Source organism: Pacificimonas sp. ICDLI1SI03 (assembly GCF_054740865.1).
In genome coordinates, this window is record NZ_JBSQAU010000001.1 from 499,450 (window position 1) to 518,194 (window position 18,745).

The 18,745-nt window shown below is 61.4% G+C and carries 19 protein-coding genes and 1 tRNA gene; 9 read left to right on the forward strand and 11 right to left on the reverse strand.

Annotated features, from left to right (window positions below; translation table 11 throughout):
- Positions 1–2 precede the first annotated feature (2 nt).
- The 3 genes from nagZ to scpB are packed head-to-tail and all read left to right on the forward strand — an operon-like array spanning position 3 to position 2,361.
- On the forward strand, positions 3–1,007 hold the full coding sequence (gene nagZ / locus ACSMXM_RS02355) for a beta-N-acetylhexosaminidase (protein WP_460313603.1): 1,005 nt from the start codon (positions 3–5) through the stop codon (positions 1,005–1,007).
- Positions 1,004–1,759 carry a segregation and condensation protein A gene (locus ACSMXM_RS02360; RefSeq protein ID WP_460313605.1) on the forward strand — a complete coding sequence of 252 codons (756 nt, stop codon included), beginning with the start codon at positions 1,004–1,006 and terminating at the stop codon, positions 1,757–1,759. The genes nagZ and ACSMXM_RS02360 overlap by 4 nt, the downstream gene beginning before the upstream one ends.
- A gap of 14 nt (positions 1,760–1,773) precedes the next feature.
- Positions 1,774–2,361 (forward strand): SMC-Scp complex subunit ScpB, encoded by a 588-nt coding sequence (gene scpB, locus ACSMXM_RS02365; RefSeq protein WP_460316339.1) that lies wholly within the window; start codon positions 1,774–1,776, stop codon positions 2,359–2,361.
- A gap of 12 nt (positions 2,362–2,373) precedes the next feature.
- Here the strand turns inward: scpB and ACSMXM_RS02370 are convergent.
- From ACSMXM_RS02370 to ACSMXM_RS02385, 4 genes are all read right to left on the reverse strand, one after another.
- Positions 2,374–2,447, reverse strand: a tRNA-Gly gene (locus ACSMXM_RS02370).
- An 8-nt stretch (positions 2,448–2,455) separates the two neighbouring features.
- Positions 2,456–3,649, reverse strand: coding sequence for a glycosyltransferase (locus ACSMXM_RS02375; protein WP_460313607.1), 1,194 nt, complete (start codon positions 3,647–3,649; stop codon positions 2,456–2,458).
- A 19-nt stretch (positions 3,650–3,668) separates the two neighbouring features.
- A complete protein-coding gene (locus tag ACSMXM_RS02380; protein WP_460313609.1) occupies positions 3,669–4,577 on the reverse strand; it encodes a hypothetical protein in 909 nt (302 codons plus the stop codon).
- Positions 4,574–5,623, reverse strand: a complete 1,050-nt coding sequence (locus ACSMXM_RS02385; protein WP_460313611.1) for a glycosyltransferase — start codon at positions 5,621–5,623, stop codon at positions 4,574–4,576. The genes ACSMXM_RS02380 and ACSMXM_RS02385 overlap by 4 nt, the downstream gene beginning before the upstream one ends.
- Positions 5,624–5,722: 99 nt before the next feature.
- Between ACSMXM_RS02385 and ACSMXM_RS02390 the strand changes: the two genes are divergently transcribed.
- Entirely contained in the window at positions 5,723–6,700 is a 978-nt protein-coding gene (locus ACSMXM_RS02390) for a L,D-transpeptidase family protein (RefSeq protein ID WP_460313612.1), read from the forward strand.
- Here the strand turns inward: ACSMXM_RS02390 and ACSMXM_RS02395 are convergent.
- The 5 genes from ACSMXM_RS02395 to ilvB form a co-directional block, all read right to left on the reverse strand.
- Entirely contained in the window at positions 6,693–7,349 is a 657-nt protein-coding gene (locus ACSMXM_RS02395) for a YceI family protein (RefSeq protein WP_460313614.1), read from the reverse strand. The genes ACSMXM_RS02390 and ACSMXM_RS02395 overlap by 8 nt on opposite strands.
- 156 nt (positions 7,350–7,505) lie before the next feature.
- Positions 7,506–8,525 carry a ketol-acid reductoisomerase gene (ilvC, locus tag ACSMXM_RS02400; protein ID WP_460313616.1) on the reverse strand — a complete coding sequence of 340 codons (1,020 nt, stop codon included), beginning with the start codon at positions 8,523–8,525 and terminating at the stop codon, positions 7,506–7,508.
- A complete protein-coding gene (locus tag ACSMXM_RS02405) occupies positions 8,522–8,959 on the reverse strand; it encodes a lysozyme inhibitor LprI family protein (protein ID WP_460313618.1) in 438 nt (145 codons plus the stop codon). The genes ilvC and ACSMXM_RS02405 overlap by 4 nt, the downstream gene beginning before the upstream one ends.
- Complete coding sequence (ilvN, locus tag ACSMXM_RS02410; RefSeq protein ID WP_460313619.1) at positions 8,956–9,465, reverse strand: acetolactate synthase small subunit; 510 nt, start codon at positions 9,463–9,465, stop codon at positions 8,956–8,958. Before ilvN ends, ACSMXM_RS02405 begins: the two co-directional genes overlap by 4 nt.
- Positions 9,465–11,216 carry a biosynthetic-type acetolactate synthase large subunit gene (ilvB, locus tag ACSMXM_RS02415; protein WP_460313620.1) on the reverse strand — a complete coding sequence of 584 codons (1,752 nt, stop codon included), beginning with the start codon at positions 11,214–11,216 and terminating at the stop codon, positions 9,465–9,467. Before ilvB ends, ilvN begins: the two co-directional genes overlap by 1 nt.
- Before the next feature lie 163 nt (positions 11,217–11,379).
- Between ilvB and ACSMXM_RS02420 the strand changes: the two genes are divergently transcribed.
- Entirely contained in the window at positions 11,380–13,347 is a 1,968-nt protein-coding gene (locus ACSMXM_RS02420; RefSeq protein WP_460313621.1) for a CHASE3 domain-containing protein, read from the forward strand.
- Between the two features lie 10 nt (positions 13,348–13,357).
- Here ACSMXM_RS02420 and ACSMXM_RS02425 read toward each other — a convergent pair whose 3' ends face one another.
- Entirely contained in the window at positions 13,358–14,164 is an 807-nt protein-coding gene (locus ACSMXM_RS02425) for an ATP-binding protein (RefSeq protein ID WP_460316340.1), read from the reverse strand.
- A gap of 68 nt (positions 14,165–14,232) precedes the next feature.
- On the opposite strand from ACSMXM_RS02425, the gene yajC reads away from it, so the two are divergent.
- From yajC to ACSMXM_RS02445, 4 genes are read left to right on the forward strand one after another with little or no spacing between them, the layout of a single operon-like run.
- Positions 14,233–14,571, forward strand: a complete 339-nt coding sequence (gene yajC, locus ACSMXM_RS02430) for a preprotein translocase subunit YajC (protein ID WP_460313623.1) — start codon at positions 14,233–14,235, stop codon at positions 14,569–14,571.
- 9 nt (positions 14,572–14,580) lie between these two features.
- Positions 14,581–16,179, forward strand: a complete 1,599-nt coding sequence (gene secD / locus ACSMXM_RS02435) for a protein translocase subunit SecD (RefSeq protein WP_460313625.1) — start codon at positions 14,581–14,583, stop codon at positions 16,177–16,179.
- Complete coding sequence (gene secF / locus ACSMXM_RS02440; protein ID WP_460313627.1) at positions 16,176–17,132, forward strand: protein translocase subunit SecF; 957 nt, start codon at positions 16,176–16,178, stop codon at positions 17,130–17,132. The genes secD and secF overlap by 4 nt, the downstream gene beginning before the upstream one ends.
- Positions 17,133–17,141: 9 nt before the next feature.
- Entirely contained in the window at positions 17,142–17,522 is a 381-nt protein-coding gene (locus tag ACSMXM_RS02445; protein ID WP_460313629.1) for an Mth938-like domain-containing protein, read from the forward strand.
- Here ACSMXM_RS02445 and ACSMXM_RS02450 read toward each other — a convergent pair whose 3' ends face one another.
- Entirely contained in the window at positions 17,523–18,674 is a 1,152-nt protein-coding gene (locus ACSMXM_RS02450; RefSeq protein WP_460313631.1) for a glycosyltransferase, read from the reverse strand.
- Between the last annotated feature and the right edge of the window lie 71 nt (positions 18,675–18,745).

Genomic DNA, 18,745 nt, shown 5'->3' on the forward strand with positions numbered 1-18,745 from the left:
CATTGACGCCCTTGATCCTGGGCCTTTCCGGCCCGTCGTTGACGGAGAACGAGCGCGCCCTTTTCAGGGATATGCAACCGGCAGGTTATATTCTGTTCGCGCGCAACATTCAGGATCCGGCGCAACTTATTACACTGACGACAAGCCTTCGTGATCTGTCGGGGCGCGAGGATGTGCCGATCCTGATAGATCAGGAGGGCGGGCGCATACAGCGCATGGGTCCGCCGCATTGGCCGCAGCATCCCCCCGCCGCCACATTCGGTGCCGTGTGGCAAACGGCGCCAATGACTGCGATAGAGGCGGCGCGTTACCACGCCATCGCCATCGGTCAGGAGCTCCGCCACATCGGCATCTCGGTCGATTGCCTGCCGTTGATCGACGTGCCGGTGGCGGGCGCACATGACGTCATAGGCGACCGCGCCTTTGGCAGCGAGGCGAATATGGTGGCGTCACTGGGCGCAGCCGTTCTGACCGGCCTGCGTGAGGCAGGGATCTGCGGCATCATCAAGCATATCCCGGGGCACGGCCGAGCAGAGGCGGACAGCCACGAGGCGCTGCCCGTTGTGTCGGCGAGGCGGGACGAACTGGAGCAGGATTTCGAACCTTTCCGGAAGCTGGCGGAGGCGCCGATGGCGATGACCGCTCATGTCACCTACACGGCCATCGATGCCGCCCGCTGCGCATCCGTGTCCCCGGTGGTGGTGGATGCCGTCATCCGTCAGGAGATCGGTTTTAAGGGCCTTTTGATGTGCGACGACCTGGGTATGCAGGCTCTGTCCGGTTCGCTCGCAGAAAGATTGTCGGCAACGTTGAATGCGGGTTGCGATGTCGGCCTGCATTGCTCCGGAGATTTCAGTGAGATGCAGGAACTCGCCGAGGCTGCACCCGAGATAAGCCCGCCTGCATGCGAACGGCTGACGGCGGCGATGGCCTGGCCGGTGCAGTCCCCTGAAATACTGGCAGAGGCGGCGGTGCGCCGCGACGAACTGCTCGCTGCGGTGACGTGACTGACCTCGTTGATCTGGTAAGGCCCTCAACGCGAGAGGAGCAGCTGAACCTCGACATAGAGGGCTGGGAAGGGCCGCTCGACCTGCTGCTACAGCTGGCGCGACAACAGAAAGTCGATCTGACGCATATTTCCATCCTGCAACTGACCGAACAATATCTCGATTATATCAATGCCGCGAAGAAGCTGAGGTTGGAGCTGGCGGCGGATTATCTCGTCATGGCGGCGTGGCTCGCCTATCTGAAATCGGCGCTCCTGCTTCCCAAGGAAGAGGGGGAGGAGCCGTCCGCCGAGGATTTGGCCCTACGCCTGCAACTGCGCCTGCAAAGGCTGGAGGCGATGCGGGAAGCGGGCGCGCGCCTGTTTGCCCGCGACCTGATGGACGAGGATGTCTGGCGGCGCGGCATGCCGGAGGGGCTTGCCTCGATCACGCGCGCGGAATGGGATTGTACGCTTTACGATCTGATGCGCGCCTATGGCGGGCTGGCGGGGCGAGGAAAAGCGATCAGCTATGCCGTTCACCGACGGCCGGTTTTTTCGCTGGATGAAGCGATCTCCTGGCTGGAGGGGGTAGTCTGTACGGCGGTGGACTGGGCCGTCCTGCACAGCTTTCTGCCGGCGACGCAGGATCCTCAATATCGCCGGTCGGTCATTGCCTCCAGCTTTGTGGCGGCGTTGGAACTGGCGCGGACGGGCAAGCTGCAGCTGGATCAGGCAGATGCGGATTCTCCGCTGCGGATCAAGGCGCTGTGAACGAGGCACTGCGCATGTTGGAGGCGGTGCTGTTCGCGGCGGAAGAACCGCTGGGGCTGGACGCCTTGGCCCGGCAATTGCCCGATGACATGCCGGTGAAGGCGTTGGTTGAAGAGCTGGCCGCAAGCTATGAAATGCGCGGCATCAATCTGGTGGAGCGGGGCGGAAAATGGCTGTTTCAGACCGCCCCCGACCTGTCGCATATCCTGCGGCGGGAGGAGAGCCGCCCCCGCAAACTGTCGCGTGCGGCCATCGAAACACTGGCGGTGATCGCCTATCATGAGCCGGTGACGCGCGCCCAGGTCGAGGAGATCAGGGGCGTGTCGCTGTCAAAGGGTACGCTGGACGTGCTGATGGAACTGGGCTGGGTGCGCCCGGCGGGCCGGCGGGAGGCGCCGGGGCGGCCGCTGCTTTATGCGACCACGAACGGATTTCTGGTGCATTTCGGCCTGACCAGTCGCCGCGATCTGCCAGGTATTCAGGAACTGAAGGCCGCTGGGCTGCTGGACCCGATGGCGGAGGCGCTGGAGGCGGCCCAGCAAGACGCGGGGCAGGGTGATCTGCTCGCGATAGAGCCGGAAGCCGAGTCCGAACCGGACTGAGGCAAAGAACGCTGGAGCGGGTGAGGGGAATCGAACCCCCGTCATCTGCATGGGAAGCAGAAGCTCTGCCATTGAGCTACACCCGCGCGAGAGATCATCTAGCGGAAGCCTGATTTTCTAGAAAGCCCGAATTAACGGGCCGACGGATCAGGCGCTCATATCGCGCGAACAGGTCCGTGAAATGATCTTCGAGTGTCGGTACCGGAAGCGCGCGGGCAGCACGCCGCGCAGCGCCGAGATCTTGACATGCGGCGATGATGGCGTCGGCTGCGCTGTCCGTGTCGCCTGTACGGTAGGTGAAAGAGGCACCCGGCTGGGCGAGGTCGACGACGGCGCCCTCGTCCGGTGCGATCAGTGGCAGGCCGCTGGCAAGCGCCTCGGCAGCGGCAAGTCCGAATGTCTCGGCATTGCTGGCGTGCAGAAGGGCATCGGCGCTGGCGATGAACCGGGCATATTCGCTGCGGTCCGGAATCGGCGGCTGCAGCAGGATGTGCGGCGTCTGGCCGATCAAACGTGTGACGCGTGCATTTGCGTGGCCGCCGCCCAAGGCGACGAGGCCGAGCGGCAGGTGTTGGGCCGCTTTCAGCGCGGCCCCTATGATGACGGGCCAGCGTTTTTCCGCGGTCATGCGTCCGATTGCGATCAGAAGCAGGGCGTCAGGCGGCAGCTTCATGCTGGACAGCAGCCGGGCGCGCAGGGCCTCGTCGCGATTCGCGGCTGAGAAGATGCCGTCCTCGACACCCATTGGAATGGTCGCTGTGTTGGGAATGCCCGCCTGTTGCAGGCGCGCTGCGACGCTGGGGGCGGCGCAGACCAACTGATCGAAATGGCCGTAGAGGCGCTTCAGATGGCGCCAGAACCACGGTACCACGCGGCTGTCGATCGTCGCTCGTTCGAACCAGCGGTCGAAGATGCCATACGCCCATTTCATTACGGGCTCTTCGTGCATGAACATCGTTTTTGGCATGCGTCCGGGATAGGACGCGACCAGCCAGGCGCCGCGCCAGGGCGAACTCGCCTCTATGATGTCGGGGCTGACGCGGTCGAGCGCGGCATGGACCGGCGCGGCGCTCCAGAAGATGTGATAGCGCGGGTCGACGGGATGGCGGGGCGCCTTTACCTCGACCAGCTCGCCCCCTTCGCAGGGGGTGACATGATCCCGGTGGCTGGGTGCGATGACGCTGACATGATGGCCGGCGGCGGCGGCGGCACGCCAGCGGGCGTTTACATAGGTTTTCACCCCGCCGCCGTCGGGTGAATAGAATTCGCAGACGTCGGCGAGGCGCATCAGGGCCAAAGGCCGGCGGTCACGCGCGCCGCTGGCCGATGAAATCCGTTCCCGTCAACAAAATGCCGAGGGCGAGATTGGTGGCCAGGAACAGACCCGCGCTCATTGCGACGACAGCGCCCATGGCGTCGCCCTTGTCGGTCAGGAACACGGCAGCGGCGGCGAACAGCAGGTCCTTTGACGGGATCAGCGGCAGGCGATTGATCACCATCCTCAGGGCAGCGAACAGCACCCAATATTCGACCCCGACCTGAGGCAGGGCGAAATACCACGCGATGGCAAGGAACAGCGTGGAAATCATGCTGCGAAGCATATGCAGGGAAAAGGTGGCACCAAGATCGCGGCGTGAGAGCGAAAATATCCGCTTTCCGAACAGCAGGATGGCGAAGCTGATCCCGATGATGATCGCGCCCGATCCCAGCAGCAGCTGCGGTTCGACGGCAAGCGTAACGCCTTGCAGCATGGGCCAGGCGAGGAGGAGCAGTACCAGTGTCATCACATTGCCCGCCAGTGCCGACAGGATGCTGACATCCTTGATGGCTGCAAAAGGCCGCGCGGTGAGGGCGGGACGCTCCCGCACCCACAGGTAAAAATATGCCTCGCCCGAATAGCCGAACATGACATCATTCGACACGCGCTTTTTCAGCAAGGGGATAAGGCCCGCAAAAGGGAGGCCCCATAATCGCCGGAAAATGATCCAATCAAATAGTGGCAGGACAATGTAGCCGGCGGCAAAGGCAAGATAGAAAGCCGGCATCGAGGGTAAAGCGCGCGTCAGGACGTCGAAACCGCCGTCGTGAAGCTCTACCACGATGGCGATCAGCAGCGCGGTCGAGAAGGCCAGCGCTGCCCACCGCTTCCACCCGCGCGCGGTCGGCGCGAGAGAGGAAAAATCATCGCGGGGCAGGGTGGCGGCTTCGGTCGTCATGCAAGCGCCCGTTTGGCGGTCTTGCGAAAATCCGCAAGCCCCTCGAACAGGCGAATATAGGCGGGTGCCGCCTCCTCTGCGGTAAAATGAAGCGCGGCGGCATACATTGCCGGCCTGTCGGGCCGGAATGTACGGAGCCGTTGCAGTGCCCCGGCCATCGCCTGAACGTCGTTTACGGGCGTCAACAGGCCAAGCTGCTCCTCGTTCAGCAAGGCAGTGACCGCAGGGGAACTCGCCGTGGCGGCGATAGGCAGTCCAACAGCCAGCGCCTCGATCAGGACGGCGGGTAAGCCTTCGAAATCAGACGTGCTGGCGAAGGCGTTGGCGGCGGCAAGTTCCGCAGCCGGATCGGCACGGAAGCCGGGCAGGCGGATGTCGAGACCCGAAGCATTGGCCTGCCGCTCAAGACGGCCTCGCTCTGGTCCCTCACCCAAAACGGTGAGTTGGTCGGCGGGAGTTGCGATTTTGCAGAAGGCCTCGATCAGCAGGGCAAAATTCTTCTGCGGGACGAGGCGACCGATTGCCAGCAGACGCAAGGGACCAGCGGCGGCGGGCTTGATTGCGTGCAGATGCGACAGGTGGCCGCGTTCAGCGGCTGGGTTGGCGACGAACGCAAACCGGTCGACGGATCCCCCGATCATCCGGTGCAATTCATCCTGGCTGGCACGGTCCGGAGCGACCATCTTCGTTGTCCAGCGCTTCTGCAAGGACAGCCAGTGCAGCGCCCACCGATCTGCCGGGCTTGGCATATTGCTGATTTTTGTGACGAGTGGGGGGGCATGTCGATGCCCCGGCCGCGCCAGGACGTGCGCAAGAGCGAAGGGAAGGGCGTAGGTTTGACCGGGGGCGAACAGAATGTCGGGAGGTCCCTGGTGACCGTGCCTCACAATCTGGCGGGCAAGGGACAGCGGCCGCGCGGCGCCGTCGCCTGCTTCACCAAGAACAGTCACCCTGTGCCCCAGATCGCGCCAGGCGGCGACCAGCCGCAGGGCCGCGCGCTCGGAGCCGCCCCGGGCGGGGCCATAAATCGCTGTCAGAATGTCCATTCGATGCGCGGGTTAGGACGCCTGCGCACTCACCTCAAGCGGAACGCTGGCGGGATGCCGCGCGTAGACAGCGAGACCCAGAGTTGAAATGGAATTCATATGTCGCCTTTGCTTACTGCCCCTTTCCTTGCCCTGTCGCTGATCGCAGCCCCGCTCGCAGCCATGCAAAGCCAAAGCGGCGACGAGAACCCCGCCGTCCGCAATGGGAAAATATCCGCCGCGATCTTTCAGGAGGAGCGGACGCCGCAGAAATTGTCTGCGCAGATTCTCCTTGATCGTGCCGGCTTTTCCCCCGGCGTAATTGACGGCTATGGCGGCGGAAATACCGAGGCGGCAGTCAGAGCGTGGCAAGAGGCCAATGGCAAGACTGCCGACGGAAAGATAACGACGGACCTGCTGAAGGCGCTCCGCGACGACGATTCCCGATCTTACCTGAGAAAAATTGAATTGTCGCAGGAGGATGTCGGTCGCAATTATGTGCAGATCCCAGATGGTATGGCCGCGCAGGCGGAAATGGACAGCCTAGGCTATTCCTCCGTCGAGGAGATGCTGGCCGAACGCTATCACATGGATGTCGACTTTCTGAAAGCGCTGAACCCCGATGCTGATTTTTCGAGGGCGGGGGAATCCATCATGGTCGTTCGCGCCGGTCCAGCCAAGCTGGACAAGACGGTTGCGCGCATCGAAATCTCACGCAGCAATAACCGGTTGCGTGCCTATGATGACAATGACGAGCTGTTGGCGGTATATCCCGCCACCGTTGGATCATCGGGCATGCCCAGCCCCAGCGGCAATATGAGCGTACGCACGATTGCGCCGGAGGCGACCTATCATTTCGACCCGGAGACGAACGACTGGGGTGGCGACGAGGCGCTGACCTTGGCGGCCGGGCCGAACAACCCCGTCGGCGGAGTGTGGATAGACCTGACCAAGGATACCTATGGCATTCACGGTACGCCGGACCCCGCCCTCATCGGAAAAACCGCGAGCCACGGGTGCGTCAGGCTGACTAATTGGGACGCCCGCGAACTGGCTGCGGCGGTCCGTCAGGGCACGAAGGTCGCCTTCGTCAATTAGCCGTTTTCTGCTCGAACGCCGCCTGCAATGTCAGCTCCACTTCGTCGCCCAGCGCAGGAAGGAAAGTGGTCAGGCCCCACTCGCTGCGGTTGATGGTGGTGGTGGCTGTGAAGCCAAGGCTGGGTGCCTTGCTCATCGGATTTTCGCCGGCGCCGAACAGCGTCACGTTCAGGGTGACGGGCTTCGTGACGCCATGCATCGTCAGATCACCGGTAACCGTCGCCTTTGCACCGTCCACTGAGACGTTGGAGGAAACGAAGCGGATATTCGGGTGATTGGCCGCATCGAAGAAATCATCCGACTGCAGATGTTCGTCGAGTTCGGAACTGGTCGTCGACACATCGGCAACCGGAAAGGTGATATCGACGCTGGCCTGCGCAGGATTGGCAGGATCGATCGTCAGCGAACCGGACGGGTTCCCGAACTGGCCCGTATAAGAGCTTATGCCGAGATGATTCAGCGTGAATGATGCCAGGGTATGGCCGGGATCGACACTATATGTCCCGGACGCCATGGACTGGGCAGTTGACAGGGTCTCGCTCGCGGCGGCTACGGCAGCTTCGCTATCGCCCTCATGGTGATTTCCCTGTGCAGGAAGAGCGAGGGTAAGCAGGATAGCGGCGCTGGAGGCGATGAAGGCGCTGCGCATGTTGCGGGACTCCCGATTTCTAAATGGAAGCCGAACAATGAGGGAGATTTATGCTTTCCGCAAGAGGGCGTAACGGCACAGGCACGGACACTTCCTGGGCCACCATTCACCAATCCTGGAGAATAGCGGCCCAAAAAGGAATTAGACATGACGGTCTTAGTTGACGTCCTTGTCCACCAGCTTGTTCTTGCCGATCCAGGGCATCATGGCGCGCAAGCGGGAGCCGACCTTCTCGATTGGATGCGCTTCCTGCCGCTTGCGTGCAGCCTTCATCTCGGGGTTGCCGACGCGATTGTCGCTAATGAAATCCTTTACGAAACGGCCTGACTGAATGTCGTCGAGGACGCGCTTCATCTCCGCCTTGGTTTCCGGCGTGATGATGCGTGGACCGGTCTTGTAGTCGCCATATTCGGCGGTGTTGGAGATCGAGTAGCGCATGTTCGCGATGCCGCCCTCGTACATCAGGTCGACGATCAGCTTCACCTCGTGCAGGCACTCGAAATAGGCCATTTCCGGCGCATAGCCCGCTTCTGTCAGCGTTTCGAAACCCGCCATGACGAGTTGCGTCACACCACCGCACAGAACCGCCTGCTCACCGAAAAGGTCGGTTTCGCATTCTTCGCGGAAATTGGTTTCGATGATGCCGGAGCGGCCGCCGCCAATGGCGCTGGCGTAGCTGAGGCAGAGGTCGTGTGCATTGCCGGACGCGTCCTGTTCTACAGCCATCAGGCAGGGAACGCCTCCGCCGCGCTGATACTCACTGCGAACCGTATGGCCCGGCCCCTTGGGCGCGATCATGATGACGTCCAGGTCGGCGCGCGGTTCGATCAGGCCGAAATGCACGTTCAAGCCATGGGCGAACGCAAGTGCGGCCCCCTGCTTCATATTGGCGTGCAAATGATCATTGTAGATGCCAGCCTGATGCTCATCGGGGGCAAGCATCATGATGATATCGGCCCATGCGGCCGCTTCGGCATTGGTCATCACCTTGAAACCGGCGCTTTCCGCCTTTTTCGCGGTGGAGGAACCTTCGCGCAGCGCAACGGCGACGTCGGCGACGCCGGAATCACGCAGGTTCATTGCGTGAGCGTGGCCTTGCGAACCATAGCCGATGATGGCGACCTTCTTGCCCTTGATCAGGCCGATGTCCGCATCGCTGTCGTAATAGACTTTCATGGCTTACTTTCCTTGAGGCTGTATTTGTTCGAATATCGCGGAGGCAAACGGCGGAGATATTCCGTCCGTTCGGTTGTAAATTCGGACAGGCACGTGGGCGCGCTGAGCGCTCTGCCCGCGCTACCATGCTGTTCCATGTCGTAGAACCGCTCGCACACCGTGTCCTTATGTGCGATCCACGCCCGCTGCTCCTGCAACAGGGCATTGCCGATTTCGGTCTTGCTGCCACCGGCGGCGCGAAGCGCTTGCTTCCAGGCCTGGGTCAGTTGTTCGGTATCGCGCGTCAGCTGTGCGCCCGTGCATGCGCTCATATCGCGGGTAGTGTCGGCGGTCTCCAGACACTGCTGAAGGTCGTCGGCAGCCGATGCGGGCGCTGCCAGCGCGAAAAATGCGCACGGCACGCAGAGCCGCAGAAACCGAGAGAGTTTCATCATCCCGCCTCGCTTCCGCGAGAAATGGCGACAATGCCGGACTTGCCGATTTCGACGAGCCCGATCTGGCGCATCAGGGCGATGAACTGATCGACCTTTTCTGCGCTGCCGGTGATTTCGAAAACGAAGCTTTCCATCGTCGCATCGACGACGCGCGCGCGATAGATTTCCGCAAGGCGCATGGCCTCTACACGGTTTTCGCCCGCGCCTGCGACCTTCACGAGCGCCATCTCGCGCTCCACATGATTGCCCGCCGCGGTCAGGTCAGTGACCTTGTGCACCGGAATCAGCTTTTCCAGCTGCGCGGTGATCTGTTCGATGACGTGCTGCGTGCCGCATGTCACGATGGTAATGCGGCTGACGTCGTGCTGTTCGGAAATGTCGGCGACGGTCAGGCTTTCGATATTATAGCCGCGCGCCGACAGAAGGCCGACGATACGCGCGAGGGCGCCCGATTCATTGTCGACCGTGATGGCCAAAGTGTGGGGAAGCGGCGTCTCGTCCACCATCAGACCAATGCCTCCGCCTGCTTGTCAACGCGACCGATCGTCTCCTCGGTCGAGAAGATCATTTCCGTGTGGGCTGCACCCGACGGGATCATGGGGAAGCAGTTCTCGATCTTGGAGACGAGGCAGTCGACGAAGACGGGACCGTCATAGGCCAGCATTTCCTCTATGCCGGCATCGAGATCTTCCACATTTTCGATGCGTATGCCCTTCCAGCCATAGGCTTCGGCCAGCCTGACGAAATCGGGAAGGCTTTCCGAATAGCTGTGGGAGCGGCGCCCCTCATAGGTCAGATCCTGCCACTGCCGGACCATGCCCATATGACCATTGTTGAGAACGAAGACCTTCACCGGCAGATTGAACTGCGTACAGGTGGCCAGCTCCTGTATGTTCATCTGGATACTCGCCTCGCCCGCAATGTCGATGACAAGCGATTTCGGCATGCCGATCTGTGCGCCGACGGCAGCGGGAAGACCATAGCCCATGGTGCCGAGGCCGCCGGAGGTGAGCCACTTGTTTGGCGATGCAAAGCCGAAATATTGCGCGGCCCACATCTGATGTTGGCCTACCTCAGTCGTGATGATCGGCTGCTGCTTGTGCGTCATGGCGTGCAAGCGGGAAATCGCATGCTGTGGCAGGATAGCGCCCTTCGCCGGCTGGTCATATGACAGGCAGCTCTTTTCGCGCCATTTTTCGATCCTCTGCCGCCATTCTGTGTGGGTGGCGGTCTTGTGACCAGCCGCACGCCAGACCTTCAGCATGTCCTCAAGGACGTGGCCGACATCGCCGACAATCCCGAGGTCGACGCGGATAGTCTTGTTTATGCTCGATTTGTCTATGTCGATGTGGATTTTCTTCGACTGCGGCGAGAAGGCGTCGGTGCGGCCCGTGACACGGTCGTCATAGCGGGCACCGACGCACAGCATGACGTCGCACTGGTTCATCGCCATATTGGCTTCGTAGGTGCCGTGCATACCCAGCATGCCCAGCCAATCGGGATGATCATACGGAAACGCGCCGAGGCCCATCAGCGTGGATGTCACGGGCGCCCCCGTGACGCGTTGTAACTCGCGAAGCAACTGGCTCGCCTGCTTACCCGAATTGATGACGCCGCCGCCGGAATAGATGATCGGCCGTTCTGCCCCGGCCAGCATCTCGACAGCTTCCCTGATGGAATCGAGGTCGCCCTTCAGCGTTGGATTATAGCCGCGGTGGCGGGACTCATTCTGCCGGTAGGGGGCGTCGTGAACCTGAATATCCTTGGGAATGTCGATGACGACGGGGCCGGGGCGACCGGTCGTCGCGATGCGGAAGGCCTCGTGCACCGTGTCGCCCAGGCGGTCGCCATGCTTCACAAGATAATTATGCTTCGAACAGTGGCGCGTGATGCCGACGGTGTCGCATTCCTGAAACGCATCGGTGCCGATCAGTTGCGAGGCGACCTGGCCAGAAATGACGACCACGGGAATGGAGTCCAGCAGCGCGTCCGTAATGCCCGTCACGGTATTGGTGGCGCCGGGGCCGGAGGTGACCAGCGCAACGCCGCACTTTCCGGTCGCGCGGGCATATCCCTCGGCCGCGTGCACGGCGCCCTGTTCGTGGCGAACGAGGATATGGCGAATTTGCGGATGCTCGAATAGGGCGTCGTAAATGGGAAGGACGGCGCCGCCCGGATATCCGAATACGGTGTCGACGCCCAGTTCGATGAGGGCGCGTACGAGGTTGTCGGCGCCTGAAGCGCGTGCATCTGCCATAATAAGCCGTCTCTAGCGTATGAAGACGGCGCTGTTAATGGCGGTTAGATTTCAATACAAGCCATTTCTGTGTTATTTTATGTCGTTTTTGGTACTTTTCAAGAAATTTAACACCCGCCCTAGTGTTTGCCTCCACTGAGAAACATATCTAAAGGCACTTGGGATGCGGGCGGAACGAGAACCCAGGACGGAACGGCTTTGGCTGTGGGCTCTTGCCTTCGGCGTATTGTCGGCAGCCTTGTTCGGCGTTGCCCTGATGGCCGCCGCGGCCTATCGCCAGGCGTTGGGGACGGACCACGAACGAACCCAGGCCAGCGATCTTTACGCGGAAAGCTACCAGACGATATTGGCGGCCGAAGCGGTCTACAATGCGCTGCAGGATGCGGAGCGAGGTCAACGCGGCTACGCGTTGACACAAAATCCTGTGTTCCTGGACCCGTATAACGAAAATGCCGCGCATGTCGGGCCGCGTCTCGCCGAGCTTGAGGGCTTTGCAGCAAGAAATGAGGGGCAGGCTGCGCGCGTTGGAGCGCTGAAGCGCATCTCCGACCTGAAACTGCAGGAGATGGCGGACGTCGTAACCATGATCGACGCCGGGGAAACAGCGCGCGCCGAGAGGGAAATCGCGTCGGGCTATGGCCGACGGCTGATGAACGACATTCGCGACCTCATGGATGAGGTAAGGACCGAAGAACAGCGGTTGCTCGACGAGCGTCGCAATGCGGTGCAACAATCTGCGGCGGAGGTAACGGCGTCCATCTCCCGGCTGGCGGAACTCGGCATTGCGCTTTTGCTGGTGGCTTTCATTGCGACGATCAGCGTTGCCATCATGCTTCTGCGTGCTCGCCAGTCATTACAGCGGGAACGCGTCGTAGAAGAGGAAAATTTCGTGCTGGAGGAGGCTGTGGCGGCGCGTACCCGCGAACTCGTCGATGCCAACCAGCGGCTGATTTCCGAGGCGCAGTCGCGAGAAAGCGCCGAGAACCGTCTGCGCCAGGCACAACGTATGGAAGCCATAGGTCAATTGACCGGCGGCATCGCGCACGATTTCAACAATATGCTCGCAGTCGTCATCGGCAGTCTCGATTTGTTGCGGCGGCGGACGAAGGAGGAGCCGAAGCTGCATCCTCTGATCGATAATGCGCTGGAGGGCGCAAACCGGGCGGCGACCCTGACGGCGCGCCTGCTGGCCTTTTCCCGCCAGCAATCGTTGAAGCCGCAGGTCACGGATCTGAACGAATTGATTGCCGGCATGGATGAGTTCCTGCGCCGCACGCTGAACGAGGCCATTCGTATCGAGACGGTGCTGGCGGACGATACGCCGAAGGTCTTCGTGGACGCGGCGGAGCTGGAAAACGTCATCATCAATCTGGCCGCCAATGCGCGCGATGCCATGCCGAACGGCGGATCGCTGCAGATATCGAGTGGGCGCCGTGTCATCGCACAGGAAGAGCATCATCACGGCCAGACGCTTATGCCCGGTAACTATGCCGTGGTATCGCTGACCGACACGGGTGAAGGAATGCCGCCGGAAGTTCTGGCGAAGGTTTACGAACCTTTCTTCACCACCAAGCCGGTTGGCAAGGGGACCGGCCTTGGCCTGAGTCAGGTTCACGGCTTTGTGTTGCAGTCCGGCGGCTCCATCGAAATCGATTCCACCGTAGGCCAGGGGACACGCATCGACCTGCTGTTGCCGGAGGGGGCGGAGGAAACCCAGATCGTGCGTCCGGAAACCAGTAATTCCGGCGACCTGCCGGAGGCGCGGGAGGGTGAAACCATTCTCGTTGTAGAGGACCAGGCGCAATTGCGGGCGCTGACCGTCGATGTGTTGCGTGATCTGGGGTACGAGGTGCGGCAGGCATCTTCTGCGGGGGAGGCGCTGATCGCGCTGGACGAGAAGCCCACGCCGGTATTGCTGTTCACCGATATTGTGATGCCGGATCAGTCGGGCGAGGAACTGGCGCGTATTGCGCGCGGTGTGATGCCGGGCCTGAAGCTGCTTTATACCAGCGGCTACACCCAGGCGGCCGGAGTCGACGCGGCAAAGCTGAACCCGTCGGCGGAGCTGTTACGCAAACCCTATACTGTGGAGGCTCTTGCCCTGGCGGTTCGGCGCGCGTTCGACGGCTAGGGCGGAGCCGTTAAGGCACCTGCGTCAGGGCTGTGCCGCCCGCCACCTCCGTCACATAATGGCGCGCAATTCTGCCAGAGCGCGCACCGCGCTGCGTCGCAAAGCGTATCGCGGCGGCATCGTCGACGGCCACGCCAACTTCCCTCGCAAGACTGTGACAGATGGCCAGATAATCGTCCTGACTGCACGCATGAAAGCCCAGCGACAACCCAAAGCGTTCGGCGAGCGCCAGCTTGTCGTCCAGGGTATCGCGTGGATTGACGCTAGCCGCAGCTTCGTTTTCAGCCAGATCGCGTTTCACCAAATGGCGGCGGTTGGACGTGACGATCAGGCGGCAACGGTCGGGCCGCGCCTCTACCCCTCCGTCGAGGACAGACCGCAGCGCGCGGAGGCTGGCCTCCTCATCGATACCCAGGTCGTCAATAAACACCAAAAATGCACGCTCGGCGCCGTCAAGCAAACGAAATAGCTCGGGCAGATCGGCAATGCGGTCAGCGTCCACCTGAACAAGGCCCAGCGACAGCTCTGCCGCTACGGCCCTGACCAATGCGCTTTTGCCCATCCCCCGCGCCCCCCACAGCAACACGTCATGTGCCGGTGCGCCAGCGGCGAGCCGCCGGGCATTTTCGAACAGCGCAGTTTTTTGTATCTCGATTGCCGCAAATGCCGACAGCGGCATGGCATCCAAGCGGTTGATGCCAGTCAGACCACCGGCCGACCAGTGATAGGCGGGAAAGGCGGCCAGGTCTGCCCGCGCCGGCGCCGGCGCCAATCTCTCCAGTGCCTCGGCGATACGCGTCAGGGTCGTCGAATTCATGGTCTGCATTGCACCTCCCGTACCGGGCGCCTAAGTAGCGCCCGCACGATCATAGCCAAGAGATTTTCATGTTTTCCTTTCCTGCATATGCCCAAGCCGCCGGAGCCTCGGGTGGTGCTGGTGGTTTTTTGAACGCCATCATGCCTCTGCTGCTGATCATTCCGATTTTCTATTTCCTGCTGATCCGGCCTCAGCAGAGGCGCATGAAAGCCCATAAGGCCATGATCGACGCCGTAAAAAAGAACGACACGGTCGTGACCGGCGGCGGGCTGATCGGCAAGGTGAAACGCGTTACCGAAACCGAGATCGATGTCGATCTGGGTAATGGCAACGTCGTCAAAGTGGTCAAGGGAACGCTTTCGGAGGTGCGCCAGCCGGGAACCCCGGCCGCAGCCGCGAACGATTAGACCGCGTTCATGCTGAACTTTTCAAAGGCTAAAATCTGGTCCATTTTCGCGGTCCTGATTGCGGGAGTGGTATTCGCGCTGCCAAACGCGTTTCCGGAAAATCAGGTTGCTGCGTGGCCGGATTTTCTGCCCAAAGCCCAAATGAACCTGGGCCTGGATCTTAGGGGCGGTAGCCACATCCTGCTGGAAGCGAACTCGGACAGCCTGTTCGAAACGCGCCTCGAAACGCTGGAAACGAATGTCCGCGAAGAAATGCGCCGCGCCGAAGGTGGCCCGATTGCAATTGGCGACGTGTCCCTGCGCGGCGGACAGCTGCGCTTCATGGTACGCGACGTCACCCGCGTGGATCAGGCTGTCGACATTGCACGCGGCCTGACCACCGCCGTCGGCGTCACGGGGGCACGTGATTATGATGTCACCGTTCAGGATGGCAATCGCATCGTCTTTACGCCGACCGAAGCAGGGCAGGCCGATGCCGTGGACGCCGCCATGCTGCAGGCGGTCGAGGTCATTCGCCGCCGCATCGACGAAATGGGCACGCGCGAACCGACGATCATCCGGGAGGGCGTGGACCGCGTCGTTGTTCAGGTTCCCGGCCTAGATGATCCGCAGGCGTTGAAGGACCTCCTCGGTCAGACGGCAAAGCTGGAATTCAAGATGGTGGATGTGGAGGCCGATCCGGCGCGCATCGCCGCTGGCCGTGCACCGCCAGGAAGCGAAATCCTGCCGGATGCCGAAACCGGCCAGCCTATCGTTGTGAAGCGGCGCGTCATTATTTCGGGCGACCAGCTGACCGATGCGCAACAGACCTTTCAGCAGGGCTCGGCCGTCGTCAGCTTCAACTTCGATTCGACCGGGGCGCGCCGTTTTGCGCGCGTGACCCAGCAGAATACCGGCAAGCCCTTTGCCATTATCCTTGACGATGTTGTCATTTCGGCTCCGCGTATCAACGAGCCGATCTTGGGCGGCGCGGGCGTCATTTCCGGGAATTTCACAACCGCGAGCGCCAACGAACTTGCCATCTTGCTCCGTTCGGGCAAGCTACCTGTTGAACTGACCGTCATCGAAGAACGCACCGTGGGTGCCGACCTGGGCCAGGATTCCATCGATGCCGGCATCTATTCTTCGATCCTCGCCGTAGCCCTCGTGATGGTTTTTATGCTCGTCACCTATGGCAGGTTCGGCTGGTATTCGAACGTTGCGCTGGCATTCAACATCATCCTGATGGTGGGCATAATGAGCCTGCTTGGCGCGACGCTTACCCTGCCGGGCCTTGCCGGTTTCGTCCTGACTGTCGGTGCGGCGGTGGACGCCAACGTGCTGATCAACGAACGAATACGCGAGGAATTGCGAAAGGGCAGGCGTGTCATGGATTCCGTGGCGACGGGGTACAAGGAGGCGTCGACGACGATCTTCGACGCGAACATCACGAATATCATCGCCGCCATCATTATGTTTTGGCTCGGGTCCGGTCCCATCAAGGGATTTGCCGTCGTCCTGACGATCGGCATTGCCACGAGCGTCTTCACGGCCGTGACGGTGACCAGGATGTTCGCGCATTTCTGGTTTGAGCGTCAGCAGGGTCGCGTGCAGGAGATTACGATATGAAACTCCTGAAGATGGTCCCTGACAATACCAATATCGGCTTCGTCCGGTGGCGGTTTGTCGGTGTGGGTGTCACCCTGTTGCTCGTGGTTCTGTCGATCGTCGGCCTGCTGACGCACAATCTGAACTATGGCGTCGACTTTGCCGGCGGGCTGAAAATGGAGGTGGGTTTTGAAGAGCCTGCTAATGTCGACGATATTCGCCAGCGTATCGATGCCCTCGGGATCGGTAGCTCCAGTATTCAGGAATTTGGTTCCCCCGAAGTCGTGTCCATTCGGCTCCCCCTCAGCGAGACGGAAAATCCGGACGAGGCAAAGGCGGTCGAGGAGCAGGTGCTGGCGGCGATTACAGAAGGATATCCAGAGGCAAACCTGCGCAGTCAGGACGTCGTATCGGGGAAAGTTTCCGATGAGCTGATCCGCGATGGCACATTGGCCGCGGTCATCGCGATGATCGGTGTTGCGGGCTTTATATGGCTGCGTTTCGAATGGCAGTTCGGCGTCGGCGCACTCATCTCCCTCGTGCATGACGTGGTCATTGCGTTGGGGCTATTTGCCTGGACCGGGCTGGAATTTAACCTGAACATCATCGCGGCGCTGCTGACGATTATCGGCTATTCCCTGAACGACACCATTGTGAACTATGACCGAATTCGCGAAAACCTTCGCAAATATCGGAAGATGGACATGACGTCATTGCTTGACCTGTCGATCAACGAGATGTTGGCGCGGACGGTCATGACTTCCGTCACGATGGCGATTGCGTTGCTCGCGTTGATCTTCTTTGGCGGGGAGGTTCTTTTCGGCTTTACGCTCGCCATGCTCGTTGGAGTCGTAATTGGCACATATTCCTCCATCTATGTCGCGGGCCCGATCCTGCTGTGGCTGGGCGTTGGGCCAAACAGCTTCCTGACCGATGACAAGCCGGGCGCGGAGCGGGTTTCCGCCCGTTCCTGACGTGCACTGATGGCCTTTGAAGAGGTCCGAGGTCCTGAAGGCGCGCCGCGTATCGAGGCGGTTCGCGACAACCGCTTCGTCGTGGCCGGCGAACGGCGCGACGGCGCCTTCCTGATCTGGCCCGACGGCGTCGAGGCCGTCGATATTGAAAAGGTCGATGACCTGTCTTTCGCCGATTTTACGTTGGCAACAAATCTCCAGCCGCCACGGGACGTGCTTCTGATAGGCAGCGGCGCGAAGATGGCCTGGCCGGATTTCGAGATGCTGGAGCACCTGCGCGAGCGCGGCCTTGGGCCGGAGGTGATGGATTCGCGAGCCGCCGCGCGAACCTATAATCTGTTGCTGGCGGAGGAGCGGATGGTGGCCGCCCTTATCCTGCCGCCTGCCTGATCAATTTCGTCCCGCCAATCGGACCAGGTGCGCATAGAGCGCATCCGTATTTGCCTGCCACGAAAATGGCAGGACCGCCTCTCGAATCTTGGCGCGATCTGGCGGCGACGCCAGCAGTTCCTGAACCGCATGAGCCATGGCGACGGCGCTGCTGTCTTTGGGGAGGAGCGCGCCCGTTGCGGGGGTCACGACCTCTGCCGCCCCGCCCACATTGGTCGTAACGACCGGAGTCCCGCTCGCCATGGCCTCTATCCACACATTGGCAAGCCCCTCGCGTTCCGATGCGTGGACCAGCGCATGCGCCGCAGCGAGCCGGGCGGGAAGTTCATCATGCGGCAATCGCCCCAGCAGCCTGACGCGGTTGCCAAGGTTCAGCCGTTCGATACGACGCGCGATGCTGTGTCGCTCCGGCCCCTCGCCAATGATTTCCAGCGCCACATCAGGTAAATGCACCATCATGTCGACCAGTAGATCATGCCGCTTCAGAGGAACGAGATTGCCGACGGAGATGAGCAGGGGCCGCTCCGCCTTTGGCGCAGCATTCGGCGAAAATCGCTCCAGTTCGACACCGGTATAGTGAACGTCGATCCTCTCTCGTGACAGGCCGAAACGGCTCATGTCGCGCTTCAGGGCAGAGGAGACGGAGAGAATGCCATTGGCGTGTCGTCCGGCGCCGATGATCTGCCGCCGGGCGCGTGTACGTGCTCCCCAGAAATGAATGTCGGACCCGCGCGCTTTCAGCGAATAGGGAATATGCAGCGTCCGGCTGATCTGGTGCGCGGCCACCGCGTCCGGAAACATGAATTGGCAATCGACCACGTCAAACGGACGCTCAGCATGCAATTGCCGGGCAAGCGGCAAGACGGCGCGTGCCATTGCCTCGGCGCTCCAGCGCCAGCCGACCACCGGTACGTTGGTGAAGCGCGGATGATGAACAGTAAGGCCGCCTCTCTGTTCTTGAAGGGGAACCGACCGTAGGGCGGAATAGGGCGCACCGGGCAAGGATAGCGGAAATTTCGCGACCGGCGAAATGACCTGCACCTCGACATCCGGGCGGGCGCCCAGGCGCTCCGTCTGGCGCGCGCAAAAGCCGCCCAGTCCGGGCTGCACGGGATTGGGATAGAGGGTGGAGAGTGTCAGAACGCGTAACATCGCGGGCGAGATTAGCGGGGGAGAACGGCCACCGCCAGCGTAGGCGACGTGTCGACGCATTGAGGTTGGCG